Below are 13,733 nucleotides of genomic sequence, written 5' to 3' on the forward strand. Positions count from 1 at the left end.
AGCACCTCGTTTTATTGTTTTGAGTTTGGTGACGATGTGTATCCAACGAACTCGTTGTGTAAGGCCGCGATGGCTTCAAGACGCTTTTCGACCTCGGGACCCAGCTGTTTGCAGACGTCGTTGACCAGGAGGTGGACCAGCGACAGCATCGCCGCTGTCGATTCCCAGAACAGGTTGAACTCGGTGGGCACGCGGAACACTTCATCGGCGTTCTGTTCGGCCCAGTCGCAAAAGGTGTCGGTGATCAGCGTCACAGGGATTCCGGCATCGCGGGCCTTGCGGCACAGGGTCAGGGCGTGGCGGGAATAGCGACGGGCTTCGAATACCACCAGTGCACTGTCATCGGGGGCACTGAGTAACACGTCGGCATAATGCCCGGCGGCGCCATCGACCCAGTGCACGTCATCGCGCAGGTACTGCAACAGATGCACCATGGACGCCGCGATGCCACGCTCGGTCTGGAACCCGGCGACGAATACCTTGCGCCGAGTGGCCAGGCGCTGGCTGACGCTGTGCCAGGTCGGGGTGAGGCTATATTCGTAAACCTTGACCAGGGCCGCGACTTCCAACTCGAAGCTGCGCGGCAGGCCTTGCGGGCCCTGGCTGGCTTGATGGCGAAATTCCTGCAAGCGATCGCCCACCAGCCATGGGCCATCGCCCAGGTCGACCTTGAGGTCGTTTTTCAGGTCTTTGAAGTGGCTGTATCCGAGTGAGCGACAGAAGCGCCCCACACTGGATTCACTGACGTTCAATTTCGCGGCGATATCAGCGGCGGTCTGAAACGGCAGTTCATAGAGGTTGGCCAGCATATAGTTAGCAATCACCCTGCCAGAGGCGGAGGCGGTTGAAAGACTGCTTTCAAGGCGTTGTTTGATGGGCTGGCTCAAGGCTGCTTCCTGTTGTTTTTCAGCGCTTAGAAAGAAAATGAGTGTTTTCTGTCATTAAGTCAATACGTGACAGTTAGCTGTCACGACCGATGGTCGTCACTCTGGTACACAGCATCGATAACTCGGTTGGAGCTTCAGGATGCTCCAAGCACGACCTTGTATAGTGAAGAAGCCAAATATCCCATGTGTGCCATCTTCTTGGTCATCTAGCGCGACATCAGTCATTTTCTAATACATCGTTGGCAGGACGCCTGGGGGGAGCTGAAATGCAGCGGTAAAGCTGCTCGTTCGAGGCCGCTTTCTTTCGAGCTGGCAACGGTCCGCATTCCTGCTCAATCCATCAAGCGTGAACCCCATCAGGCTGTTGAACTTGAGTTGGATAGACGGCAGTTGCCCCGGCTACCTAAACTGTCAGCAGATTTGGGGAACGGGGACACTGGATGAATCGCAACGAACTTCGCAAGGCGGATATCAACCTGATGGTGGTATTCGAAACGCTGATGCTGGAGCGCAATGTCACTCGGGTGGCGGAGAAACTGTTTCTCGGTCAGCCGACCATCAGTTCTGCACTCAACCGCTTGCGTGCGATGTTCAATGATCCGCTGTTCATCCGTGTTGGCCATCGCATGGAGCCGACAGCACGGGCAGAGGAGATCATCAGGCACTTGTCGCCGGCGCTGGATTCCTTGTCTGTGGCCTTGAGCCTGACCCATGATTTTGACCCGGCCAGCAGCACGATGACGTTCCGCATCGGGTTGTCCGACGATGTCGAGTTCGGCCTGTTGCCGCCGTTGCTGCGAACGCTGCGCCAGGAAGCGCCAAAGGTGGTGTTTGTGGTGCAGCATGTCGATTACTGGCGGATTCCCGACTTGCTGGCGTCCGGCGATATCACGGTGGGTATCAGCCAGACCCGTGGCTTGCCGGCCAATGCCAAGCGCAAGTTGCTGCGGCATATCCAGCCCAGCATTTTGCGCGCCGATGCCTCCGATACTCCGCTGACGCTCGACGAATATTGCGCACGACCGCACGTGCTGGTGTCCCATACCGCCAACGTCAGTGGCTACGCCGACGAGTGGCTGGCGGAAATCGGCCGCACGCGCCAGGTGGTGCTCTCGGTACCGCAATACAGTTCGTTGCCGGCACTGCTCGCCGGGACGGACCTGATCGCCAGCCTGCCGGACTACACCGCCGAGGCGATGGCGGCTTCCGGAATGCTGTTCAAGGAGCCCTTTCCGTTCAAGACACCGACCCTGGATTTGTCCATGGTCTGGCTCAGTCATGTCGATACCGACCCTGCCGAGCGCTGGTTGCGTTCGCGCCTGGAGGCGTTCATGAGTGAGCGTGCCGTTTTGCCGCTGCCCGAATGAACAGGGCGTGTTATACGTACGACCTTTCCATCCCCTTCCAGGAGCCAACTCATGCCTCACCTGCACATGGAATACACCGCCAACCTGTCTGACCTGAATGCCGATGTGGCGTTGATGCGGTTGAACAATACGCTGGTGGGTTCCGGTCAGTTTGCTGCCGAATTCGACATCAAGAGCCGCGCGGTCAGGGTCGAAACGTTCAAGGTCGGTACTGCTCTGTCTGAGCGGGCATTCGTGCATGTGAAACTCGCACTGTTGAGTGGTCGTTCCGCACAGATCAAGAAACAACTTTCCGAAAGCCTGCTGGCGGTGGTTCAGGACCTGTGTGAGTGGCCGAGCGGCGTTGAAGTCCAGCTGTGCGTGGAAATTCTCGACATCGATCGCGACTCCTACAGCAAGACCGCCATCAGCCACTGAGTATCAGGCCGTTTCCTGCACGGTGCAGGCCTGGATCACTTGCGCTCGCAGCCAGGTGTTGGCGCTGTCCTGATCGACACGCTGGCTCCACTGCATGTCGAGGGTGAAACCCGGCAAACCCTCGGGCGCTTCACAGTGATTGAAGGTGTCGGTACTGGCCAGCAGCCGCTGGATGCGCCGGGGCAGGGTCAGGGCATAGTCGGTGCCGGTAATCAGCTTCAGCGCTGCACTGTAACTGTTGGCGCGCGCGACGATCTGGCGCTGTTTGGCCTGCTGCGCGAGCCAGCCGTCAACCATGTTGGTGGCGGACGTCCAGGGTGTCGGGAACACGTGTCGACGTTCAACATAGGTTTGCAGGCTCAAACGCGGTTCCGCCGGGGTGGCGCGTTTGTCGAACACGCAGACCAGATCATCATCGAGCAGCGTCCGGGATTTGAAATCGACGTGGCTGCGATGAAAGTTCGGGCCGAAACACATCACCAGGTCGAGATTGCCTTCGCGCAACGCTTCGGCCGGGATGTCGGCTTCGAGTTTGAGCACATTGACCGTCACCGGGAGATCGGCGAGGGCGAAGGTTTTCAACAGGCGCGGCAGGATCAACTGCTCGAAATACTCCGGTGCGCAGAGGTTGAACGTCACGGCTTGCAGGCCTGGGTCGAACGCGGGTGAGCCGGCGTGACACAAGTTGATGCTTTCCAGGATTTTCAGCGCGTGCGGGTACATCGCGCTGGCCTTGTCGGTGGGTTGCATGCCGCCGGTACGGGTATTGATGAACAGTTCGTCCTCGAAGCTGTTGCGCAGTTTTTTCAGGCAGTAACTCACTGTGGACTGGCTGACGCTAAGCATCTCGGATACGCCGGTGACGCTGTTCTGCTCGTACACGGCGACGAACACCGTGAGGTCCTGCATGTCGAGTTTTCTAAGCGAATTACTGTTCAGCATCCATTGCGTCTCGCTGCATCCCCTTGCACTGACCGTGTGCCAGGGTGAGTGAACGATCCTAGCGGAATGAGCGAACAGGGAAAATGCCTTGCAGGAAGTTTCGCCCTGGAGCCCTTCAACGCTGGACCATCGCCGACACGGCGCGGCGGCTGGAGATCAACAGCGCGAACATGCCGATGCCCACCAGCAGCGCGCCGGCCAACTCCAGCGGCAGCGGCATCTGGCGTCCCCAGAACCAATGAAACAAGGTGATGAACAGTGTGCTCAGGTAGATGTAGGAAATCACCGAGGATGGCGCGATCACGCCGATGGCCCGATGCAGCAGCCAGAACGTCGCCAGGGTGGCGAACACCGCCAGGTACATCAACCAATAGAAGTCCTTGAGCGTCAGTGATGATGCCGAGCGCCAACCGCCACTGAGTCCGCAGAACACCAGCAGAAACAGCGCGCCGAACAGCATGTTCCAGAACGTCATGGGCACCGGCCCGCGTCCCTTCAGGCTATTGGCTTTCAGGCGTTGGCTGAGCGGGGCATAGAGCGCCATCGCCAGGCAACCGATGCCGTACACGGTCAGTGCATACGGCGATGGCAACTCACCGGGGCCGGTGCCTTTCATGATCAGTAACACCGCCCCGGCAGCGGCGAGCAGCATCGGCACAATCCGTTGTTTCAGGCGGCTGTCAGGTATGAGCACGGCCTCGAAAGCCAGGGTCATCAGCGGTACCAGTGTAAACATCGTTCCGGTATTGACGGCCGAGGTGTAGCGCAATGCTTCGAACAGTGAGCCGAAGTACAACGCCAACAGCAGGCCGAGCACCCCATGACCTAGCAGCCCGCGGGCGGTCATGGCGGCGTTGCCTTCACGCAGCAACAGCGGCAGAAACACCACCGCGCAGAACAACAGGCGCAAACCGGTCAGCAGGATCGGGTCGATGGCCTGGCTGACTTGCGCCGCCGCGGAAAACGAGGCAGCGATCAGCAAGGCCCAAAGCAGCATGCTGACGTGAGCGGCGGCGAAACCGGTGGTTTTCATGGCAGGCTCCGGGTCAGTGGATGTGGCGGCTGTAGTGCCTTGGGTTGAAGCGCAAAACCATCAACATCATCAGCGCCATGACCGCCGTCAGTGACCACCAGGCCCATTCAAAGCTGCCGAGCCGGTCGCGGATGATCCCCGCCAGCAAAGGCGACAGGCTGGCGATCAGGTAGCCGATGCCTTGCACGAATGCGGTCAGGCCACCGGCGCGCAATGGATTGTCCAGGTGATCCAGCGATACGATCAGGCTCATCGGAAACAGCCCGCCAATGCCCAGCCCCAGCAGACATGGCCACATCAGGCTCAAGTGCCGCGGGCTCAGAATCAGTCCGCAGAAACCGGCGATGATCAGTGCCAGCAAGGCCATCAGCACGACTCGGCGGTCGCGGCTGCGATTGGCGATGAAGGGCGTCAGCAGGCCCGACAGCACTTCCATTGCGGTCAGAAACCCGAGCAGCAATCCGGCGTGTTGCTCGCTCCAGCCCTTTTCCACGTAGTACGGCGCCAGCCAGGCCAGAACACAGGTGTAGGACGCAGTGCCCAGGCCAAAGAAGATCGCGAGTAACCACGCGCGGGAATTGGCGAAGAACGATCCTTTGCTGGATGCCCTCGAATTCGGTGTCGGCATCCCGGTGCTTTGGCTGCGCCAGAAGAGCAATGCCAGCACGGCGAGTACGGCCCAGATCGCCAGGCCCATACGCCAGCTGCCGCTAGACGCCATCACCAGCGGGGCAAAGGACGCACCCAGGGCGGCACCGCCCATGATCGACGTGACGTAGAGCCCCATGCACAAGGCAACGTGGTCGCTGAAGCGGGATTTGATCAGCGCAGGCATCAGGGCCTGGATCAGGGCGATGCCGATACCTGCCAGTACGGCGCTGAGGATCAATTCGGCGACTGAATCGAGAAACAGGCGCGACACCGTGGCCATGCCTATGATCAGCAACGAAAGGACGACAGTGCGATGTTCACCGAGACGCTGGCTGACACGCAGTCCGAAAAACATCGCCAGTCCCATGGCCATGACCGGCAGCAGGGTCAGCAGTGATGCCAGGCTGAAACTCAGCGGGATGTCCTCGCGAATTGCCGAGAGCAAAGGTCCGACGGCGGCCATGGAGGGACGCAGGTTCAGGGCGACGAGAACAATGCTGAACATCAGCCAGAGGGCAGGGCGGGTAGTCGCGCGGGTGTTTTCCATGATCGGACCTTGAACGGTAGAGGTGCGATTAGGCGCGCGAGGCCGCAAGGCCGCAAATCAGAAAGTCTGGTGATGTATTTGGAAATTAAATAGGCGCGCGGTCATACGGACACCGTTGAATGTTTAGCCAGACGACATCCAAGGTTCTTCAAATCCTGATTTAACGACGGAACCCATCGTGTGACGCTGCCGGTCATCTGTTTTCTGCGGTTCTCTCTATGGACGGTTGGCCAGTCGCAATCCACTTCAAGGCAACCATCGGCGCTCGTGCGTCGAGCCTTGGTCGTCGATTCACGCCTGCCACCGCACCAAGCCTCTCTGCACTTCCTTCTGAACTGGCCTTCTGGGCGCTGTGGCATTGCCGACATGCGCGCCCGCCGGATTCCTGCTTTTTCCGCTGATCGTTCCTACATATTCCGGTAGGTACCGGAATTAAAGTGCGTGTGCCTTTGTGCACCCGTCAAACACGGAAAAAGAGAATTCCCATGAGTTGTGCCACGACCTCGTTCGCCACCCGGCTTGAAGCCCTGACCTTTCTGGAACAGAACCCGGATATTGAAATGTTCGAGCTGTTCATCCTCGACAACAACGGTGTGCCGCGGGGCAAGCTGCTGCACCGTGACGAGTTGCTGGCGGTGTATGAAAGCGGGCGGCCATTGCCGAGCACCATCCTCGGCCTGACCATCAACGGCGATGACGTGGAAAACTCCGGGCTGGTCTGGGATGTCGGCGATATCGACTGCCGGGCCTACCCGATCAGCGGCAGCCTCACGCGTATGCCGTGGCGTCTGATACCGACCGCGGCCGTGCAGATCAGCATGCACCCGACTGAGGGGATGCCCGCTACCATTGCCGATCCCCGTCACTTACTGGCGAAAGTCATCGAAGGGTTGCAGGCAGACGGCTATTACCCGGTCATGGCGGCGGAACTGGAGTTCTATCTGCTGGATCAGCAACGCGACAGCAATGGCCGGCCGCAACCGGCACGGGATGTCGATGGCGGGCGTCCGCGCGGCACACAGGTCTATGGATTGCGCGAGCTTGAGCAGATCGAACCCTTCCTGGCCGATCTCTACAGCGCCTGCAAGCTCCAGGGGATTCCGGCGCGCACGGCCATTTCCGAATACGCGCCGGGGCAAGTGGAAATCACCCTCGAACACCGCACCGACGCGTTGCAGGCCATGGACGAAGCGGTGCGTTACAAGCGTCTGGTCAAAGGGGTGGCGCACAAGCACGGCATGACAGCGTGCTTCATGGCCAAGCCATTCGATGACCTGGCCGGCACCGGGATGCATATGCACGTGAGTCTGGCGGACAAGGACGGCAACAACCTCTTTGCCAGCGAAGCCCCGGATGGAACGCCCCTGCTCAAGCAGGCTGTTGCCGGCATGCTCAGTACCTTGCTCGATTCGCTGTTGCTGTTCTGCCCCAACGCCAACTCCTACCGTCGATTCCAGGCCAACAGCTATGCGCCGCTGGCAGCCACCTGGGGTGTGGACAATCGCACCGTGAGTTTGCGTGTCCCTGGCGGGCCGGCGTATTCCCGGCACATCGAGCATCGAATTTGTGGCGCGGATGCCAACCCCTATCTGGCGGCTGCAGCGATTCTGGCCGGTATTCATCGCGGTATCCGCGAACAACTCGACCCGGGTGCGCCGGTGGAGGGCAATGGCTACGCCCAGGCCGCGAAACTGTTGCCGACGGACTGGCTGACCACATTGCGTTCGCTGGAAGGTTCCAGTTGGGCCAGGGAAGCCTTCGGCGGCGAGTTCCTCGGTGTCTACCTGGCGGTGAAACGCGCCGAGTACCGCCAGTTCATGGGGGAAGTGGGTGAGCAGGACTGGCGCTGGTACCTGCATCAGGCTTGAGCCGAAACTGAACCAAAGCTGAACTATTCTCAAATAGTCTGAAGTTTCAGGCAGGTGTTATAAGCCAACTAATTGTTGGCTTCTTTTTCACAAAAAATTGATGGTTGGCTTCCTAAAATTTGAACTGTCTCGGTCAATGAAATTTTCACATTGACCGAAGGCACTTCTTTTCAGGACTCGCCGAACCTCATGTTTAAGATTAAAGCCGTGCGCCCCGAATGGGTGACACTGATTGCCAGTGCATTTTTGTTGGTTGGCTTCAACTTTGTACTCTGGCAACACCTGTTCGAAATCACCACGTCCGATGGCAAAGGCATCGTCATGCGCGTGGCCTTCGGGATGATGATCTTCGCGGCTTTCAACATCGTGCTGACGCTGCTGGCCTTCCGGCCGGTGCTCAAGCCGGTCCTGACCCTGCTGTTCATGGTCAGCGCGGGCGTGGCGTATTTCATGAGCCAGTATGGTGTCCTGATCGACACCGGCATGTTGCGTAACTTCGCTGAAACCAATGCTACGGAAGTACGCGACTTACTGTCGCTCAAGTTGTTTGTTTATATTGTGCTGCTCGGTGTATTGCCGTCATGGCTATTGTGGAAGGCACCGATTAATTATCGTCGTTGGCACCGTGAGCTGCTTAGTAAAGTCCTGGTGATATTTGCTTCTGCGGCCGTCATTGGTGGTATTGCACTGGTTAACTATCAAGGCTTGTCTTCGCTGTTTCGCAATCACCACGAGTTGCGTTTGATGGTGGTGCCAAGCAACTACATTGGTGCCTCGGCTGGTTTATTGCGCGAGAAAGTAGCGACTGCGCGGCAACCCTTTGTCAAGATCGGTGAAGATGCTCAGCGCAATACGCTCTGGCAAACTCACGGGCGCAAATCCCTGACGGTGCTTGTCGTGGGGGAAAGTGCCCGGGCGGAGAACTTCGGCATCTTTGGCTATAGCCGCGACACCACGCCGAAACTGAGCAAGGAAGATGGCCTGATCGCTTTCACCGATGTGCACTCCTGCGGTACGGAAACCGCCGTATCGGTGCCTTGCATGTTTTCCAACATGGGGCGCAAGGACTACAACGCCAGCAAGGCCAAGAATGAAGAAGGCCTGCTGGATGTGCTCAAGCATGCGGGCATCGACGTGATCTGGCGTGACAACCAGTCGGGTTGCAAGGGTGCATGCGATCGCGTCACCCTCCAGGACGTCAGCAATCTGAAAGACCCGGCGCTGTGCGCCAACAGTGAATGCCGCGACGAAATCCTGCTGCAGGGACTTCAACATTTCATCGATACCCTGGACAAGGACACCGTGCTGGTATTGCACCAGATGGGTAGCCACGGTCCGGAGTACTTCAAGCGTTATCCGAAAGAGTTCGAGCGTTTCACCCCGGTTTGCGAGAGTAATGCCCTGAACAATTGCAGTCGCGAAAGTATCGTCAATGGTTACGACAATACCTTGGTCTATACCGACCATGTGCTGTCGACCTTGATCGATCTGCTGCGCGGCAACCAGGACAAAGTGGACACTGCGATGCTGTACTTGTCGGACCACGGCGAATCCCTGGGTGAGTACAACTTGTTCCTCCACGGCACGCCTTACATGCTGGCACCGGAGCAGCAAAAACATGTGGCCATGTTTGCCTGGTTCTCCGACAGCTATAAACAGTCGTTTGCGGTAGATACCCGCTGCCTGCAACAAAGTCGTGAAAAGCCCCTGAGCCAGGACAACCTGTTCCATTCGATGCTTGGGCTGCTGGAGGTCAACAGCAAGGTCTACAACCGGGATCTGGACATGTTTGCCGGATGTCGTGGCCCGGTGACCGACGGTGTGCTGGCCAAGGATTGAGTGCTCCGATTTTGTTTCACTCGATGGCTGCCGACCTGCGGCCTGTTGAACGTTTATCAAGAGCCATTGCACATGTCCGCTCAACCCCCATCCGCCATCGAGCTTGAGATTGCCCGGCGCTACGACCAGGAACACGCGCGCGTCTGCCTTCAGCCGCAAGCGCCGGGCCTGACCGGGCGTCTGCTGCTCTGGCGTGAGGCGCGTCTGGTGCGTAATGCGCTTAACGTCGCTGGCGAGCCGGGCCTGATCCTTGACGTTGCTTGTGGTGTAGGGCGTTTCTGGTCGGTGCTGGCCGAACATGCCAATCGGGTGATCCTCGCGACGGACCCGTCCCAGGACATCCTCGATCATGCCCGCACACATCACCCGCAAAGCCTGTTGAAGCGGATCAAGACCTTTCAAAGCTCCGCCTTCTCGATTGGTTTGTCGGAGAACGCGGTCGACTGCATTTTTTGCATGCAACTGTTTCAACGCCTTTACAGCCCGGAGCATCGTCTGGCGATGCTGGGCGAGTTTTACCGGGTCAGTCGCGATACGGTGATTGTCGCGGTGCGCCTCGACGGACGTTTCAAGGGCGCGCATTCAAGCCTGGAGGGGCCGTTACCGAGCAAGGCCGGGGTCGAAAGCGAGTTCAGGCAGGCGGGATTCCGTTTGCTCAGCCATCAGGATTTTTTCCCCGGTTGTGCACAAATGCGGGTCTACGTGCTGGGTAAGACCCGCTAGGCCAACCTTGTCGGACTATTCTTCATGTCACGCAGCAGTTTTCGCTAACGCTCTTGTTCAGTGGATGCGCGGAAATCGCCGGGGGCGATATATACTGCGCGCCATTCTTCAAGGGAGAGCCGTGTGGCCATCGATATTCACTGGATTCGCGACAACGATAGCCTCGGTCGGTTTTGTGCCGAGTGGCAGCAACTGCCATTCGTTGCCCTCGATACCGAATTCATGCGGGTCGACACCTTCTACCCGATCGCAGGCCTGCTGCAGGTCGGCGATGGCGAACGTGCCTACCTGATTGATCCGCTGACCATCGACAACTGGCAGCCTCTGGCCGCGTTGCTGGAAAATCCGGCCGTGGTCAAGGTTGTCCACGCGTGCAGCGAAGACCTCGAAGTCCTGCTACGCCTGACCGGTAGCCTGCCGGCGCCACTGTTCGATACGCAATTGGCGGCCGCTTACCTGAACCTCGGTTTCTCCATGGGCTATTCACGCCTGGTGCAGGAAGTGCTCGGCATCGACCTGCCCAAGGGTGAAACCCGTTCCGACTGGCTGCAACGTCCGCTCTCCGAAACCCAGATCAGCTATGCCGCCGAAGACGCCGTGCACCTGGCCGAAGTCTTCGTAAAGCTGCGTCCAAAGCTGTCTGACGAGAAATACGCCTGGGTTCTGGAAGACGGTGCCGAACTGGTGGCCAACCTGCGTCGCGAGATAGATCCGTACGAGGTCTATCGCGATGCCAAGCTGGCCTGGAAGCTGTCCCGCGCCCAACTCGCGGTATTGCGTGAACTTTGCGCCTGGCGCGAAAAGGAAGCCCGTGCCCGCGACCTGCCGCGCAACCGGATCATCCGCGAGCATTCGTTGTGGCCGCTGGCGCGTACGCAACCGGATAATCTCGGCGCCCTGGCGAAAATCGAAGACATGCACCCGCGTACCGTGCGTCAGGATGGTGAGTTTCTGCTTGATCTGATCAAGCGCTCTGGCAGTGTGTCGCCAGATCAATGGCCGCCAGCCGTGCCGGAGCCGCTGCCGGTGGACGCTGCCGTGTTGCTCAAGCAGCTCAAAGCCATCGGCCAGGCTGAGGCCGAGCGCCTGAGCATTGCGCCGGAACTGATGCTGCGCAAGAAAACCCTGGAAGCGCTGCTCAAGAGCGGCTTCCCCAATGGTCCCTACCAATTGCCTGATTCGCTGCGTGGCTGGCGCCGCGAATTGATGGGCCAGGCGCTGCTAGACAGCCTGGTCACCGCCGGAGAACAGCCTTGAAACGTATTTGCTCCATCTATCGCAGCTCGAAGAAAAACGAAATGTACCTGTATGTGCTCAAGAGCGATGCTCTGGAGCGTGTGCCGGATGCCTTGATGGCCGCCTTCGGCAAGGCTATCCATGCCTTCGACCTGGTACTGAGCCCGGAGCGCAAGCTGTCGCGCGAGGACATCACGGTCGTGCTGGATAACCTCGAGAAACAGGGTTATCACCTGCAAATGCCGCCTGCCGAAGACGAGTACATCGAGCACTTGCCGGAAGAATTGTTGCGCCGCAACGATCCGGTGTGAATGGCAGACAGGCTCTGTTCAGCGTGGTTATGAAACACTGATTGATTTTAGCGATGGCAGCATCGACCGAGCAGCGCTCTGTCGGCTGCCGTCTGCACCGTTTTTGAAAGGTTTGAAGCATGCGCGTCCTGATTGCTGAACACGACCACCCCGTGTACGCCCAACTGTTGCGCGAGGCGGCACCGGACCTGGAGGTGCTGACCAGCGGTGATTCCGCCGAACTGGCCGGCCAGGCCGCCGATTGTCCGGTATGGCTCGGCCAGCCTGATCTGCTGGCGACCCTGTTACGCCAGGGCCATCAACCGCAATGGCTGCAATCGACCTGGGCCGGCATTACGCCGCTGCTGGCCGATGGCTTGCCACGGCACTATCGATTGACCCGTGCAGTGGGCATCTTCGGGCAAGTCATGGCCGAATACGTGCTCACCTATATGCTCGGTCACGAACGTGAAGTGCTGGCGCGACTGGTCAGTCAGGTCGAGCGCAAATGGGACAGCCGCCATGGCCAGAGCCTGGCGGGGCGCAAGGTGTTGATCGTCGGCACCGGTGATATCGGTCAGAGTGTCGCGCAGTTCCTCGTGCCGTTCGGTGTCGAGCTGTATGGCGTTGCCAGCAGCGCGCGGGAACAGGCACCGTTTATCGAAGTCGGTTCACTGGCGGATCTGCCGCGGCTGGTCGGTGAAGTCGATTACGTGGTCAATCTGCTGCCGAATACGCCGCAAACCCACGATATCTACGACGCGGCGCTGTTCAAGCAATTCAAGCCGACCGGGTTGTTCATCAATGCCGGGCGCGGTGTGGCGGTGGTCGATGCGGATCTGGTGGAAGCCTTGAAGGAAGGGCATCTGGCGGGCGCGGTGATCGACGTGTGCCGTCAGGAGCCATTGCCCCAGCGGCATCCGTTCTGGACAGCCTGGGGCCTGCTGCTCACCGGCCACAGTTCGGCACCGACTTCGCCGTCGATGATGGTGAAGCTGTTTGTCGAAAACCTGCGGGCGTTTGAGGCGGGAGAGGCGTTGCGCGGGGAAGTGGATTTCGATCGCGGGTATTAAATCCAATGCGATCAAAGTGTGGGAGCGGGCTTGCTCGCGAATGCGGTGTGTCAGTCGACAATCACAGTGACTGATACACCGCATTCGCGAGCAAGCCCGCTCCCACATTGGTTTTTCGGTGTGGCTTAGAGAGTGAAGTCGCCTTCAGCCGCCAACTCGCTCAACGGACGACGCGGGCTTGGCACTTCGCGGGCCTGCAGGTAATCCGCCAGGCTGGCCTTGTCTCCCAGCTTGCCCACCGCGACGGCGGCGTGCAGGGCGTAGCCTTCAGGAATGTTCAGCTCTTTGCGGGTCAGTTCCTGGTCGAAGCCGGCCATGCCGTGGGTGTGCCAGCCGCTCAGGCTCGCTTGCAGGGCCAGGTGGCCCCAGGCGGAACCGGTGTCGAAGGTGTGCCACAGGGCCGGGGTTTCTTCGGTGGCGCCAGGCGCGGTGAAGGTGGTTTTCGAAATCACGATCACCAGGGCCGAAGCATGTTGCGCCCAGCTGCGGTTGAATTCGTTCAGCAGTCCCAGGTAGCGTTCCCAGTTCGGCGTATCGCGACGTGCGTAAAGAAAGCGCCAGGGTTGCGAGTTGTAGGCCGAAGGTGCCCAGCGCGCGGCTTCGAAGAAGCTCAGCAGGGTTTCTTCGGCAATGGCTTCGCCCGTGAAGGCGCGGGGCGACCAGCGATCGGTGAACTGAGGGTCAATGGTGTAATCGGCAACGCGTGGGTTGGCACTCATCAAGAGATTCCTTGCAGGTTTTGAAAGTGGGAGCGACGAAAAACCCTACTTGGCAGCGCAGAAACTGACAAGCCCGTTCTACCGACAGTCGCCAATGCTTGGCCCACGGGGTTTCGGGCACTAGACTGGCGGCCTTTTCAC

At 59.2% G+C, this 13,733-nt stretch carries 13 protein-coding genes; 8 read left to right on the forward strand and 5 right to left on the reverse strand.

Going from position 1 to position 13,733, the window contains the following annotated elements; all coding sequences use genetic code 11:
• Positions 1-11 precede the first annotated feature (11 nt).
• The gene (locus tag AC3WN7_RS13460) at positions 12-887 is read right to left on the reverse strand and encodes a MurR/RpiR family transcriptional regulator (RefSeq protein ID WP_102674440.1); all 876 of its coding nucleotides are present in this window, start codon (positions 885-887) and stop codon (positions 12-14) included.
• 440 nt (positions 888-1,327) lie between these two features.
• Here AC3WN7_RS13460 and AC3WN7_RS13465 point away from each other — a divergent pair, with 440 nt between their 5' ends.
• Complete coding sequence (locus tag AC3WN7_RS13465; protein WP_102674441.1) at positions 1,328-2,254, forward strand: LysR substrate-binding domain-containing protein; 927 nt, start codon at positions 1,328-1,330, stop codon at positions 2,252-2,254.
• Between the two features lie 51 nt (positions 2,255-2,305).
• Positions 2,306-2,671, forward strand: coding sequence for a 5-carboxymethyl-2-hydroxymuconate Delta-isomerase (locus tag AC3WN7_RS13470; RefSeq protein ID WP_015093921.1), 366 nt, complete (start codon positions 2,306-2,308; stop codon positions 2,669-2,671).
• A 3-nt stretch (positions 2,672-2,674) separates the two neighbouring features.
• Here AC3WN7_RS13470 and AC3WN7_RS13475 read toward each other — a convergent pair whose 3' ends face one another.
• From AC3WN7_RS13475 to AC3WN7_RS13485, 3 genes are all read right to left on the reverse strand, one after another.
• Positions 2,675-3,613 (reverse strand): LysR family transcriptional regulator, encoded by a 939-nt coding sequence (locus tag AC3WN7_RS13475; RefSeq protein WP_102674442.1) that lies wholly within the window; start codon positions 3,611-3,613, stop codon positions 2,675-2,677.
• Positions 3,614-3,728: 115 nt separating this feature from the next.
• Positions 3,729-4,646: a DMT family transporter gene (locus AC3WN7_RS13480; RefSeq protein WP_102674443.1), complete on the reverse strand. Its 918-nt coding sequence runs from the start codon at positions 4,644-4,646 to the stop codon at positions 3,729-3,731.
• A 13-nt stretch (positions 4,647-4,659) separates the two neighbouring features.
• A complete protein-coding gene (locus AC3WN7_RS13485; RefSeq protein WP_102674444.1) occupies positions 4,660-5,844 on the reverse strand; it encodes a cyanate transporter in 1,185 nt (394 codons plus the stop codon).
• Between the two features lie 485 nt (positions 5,845-6,329).
• Between AC3WN7_RS13485 and AC3WN7_RS13490 the strand changes: the two genes are divergently transcribed.
• The 6 genes from AC3WN7_RS13490 (at position 6,330) to AC3WN7_RS13515 (ending at position 12,873) form a co-directional block, all read left to right on the forward strand.
• Positions 6,330-7,712: a glutamine synthetase family protein gene (locus AC3WN7_RS13490; protein ID WP_102674445.1), complete on the forward strand. Its 1,383-nt coding sequence runs from the start codon at positions 6,330-6,332 to the stop codon at positions 7,710-7,712.
• Positions 7,713-7,901: 189 nt separating this feature from the next.
• The gene (locus tag AC3WN7_RS13495) at positions 7,902-9,551 is read left to right on the forward strand and encodes a phosphoethanolamine transferase (protein ID WP_102674470.1); all 1,650 of its coding nucleotides are present in this window, start codon (positions 7,902-7,904) and stop codon (positions 9,549-9,551) included.
• A gap of 72 nt (positions 9,552-9,623) precedes the next feature.
• Positions 9,624-10,274, forward strand: coding sequence for a class I SAM-dependent methyltransferase (locus tag AC3WN7_RS13500; protein ID WP_095966301.1), 651 nt, complete (start codon positions 9,624-9,626; stop codon positions 10,272-10,274).
• 123 nt (positions 10,275-10,397) lie between these two features.
• Entirely contained in the window at positions 10,398-11,531 is a 1,134-nt protein-coding gene (gene rnd, locus AC3WN7_RS13505; RefSeq protein ID WP_095966302.1) for a ribonuclease D, read from the forward strand.
• A complete protein-coding gene (locus tag AC3WN7_RS13510) occupies positions 11,528-11,821 on the forward strand; it encodes a YcgL domain-containing protein (RefSeq protein ID WP_095966303.1) in 294 nt (97 codons plus the stop codon). Before rnd ends, AC3WN7_RS13510 begins: the two co-directional genes overlap by 4 nt.
• 119 nt (positions 11,822-11,940) lie before the next feature.
• Complete coding sequence (locus AC3WN7_RS13515) at positions 11,941-12,873, forward strand: D-2-hydroxyacid dehydrogenase (protein WP_102674446.1); 933 nt, start codon at positions 11,941-11,943, stop codon at positions 12,871-12,873.
• Positions 12,874-12,998: 125 nt separating this feature from the next.
• On the opposite strand, the gene AC3WN7_RS13520 is transcribed toward AC3WN7_RS13515, so the two are convergent.
• Positions 12,999-13,592 (reverse strand): nitroreductase family protein, encoded by a 594-nt coding sequence (locus AC3WN7_RS13520; RefSeq protein ID WP_095966305.1) that lies wholly within the window; start codon positions 13,590-13,592, stop codon positions 12,999-13,001.
• Positions 13,593-13,733 lie beyond the last annotated feature (141 nt).

The sequence above is a fragment of the Pseudomonas sp. FW305-70 genome, assembly GCF_058783925.1.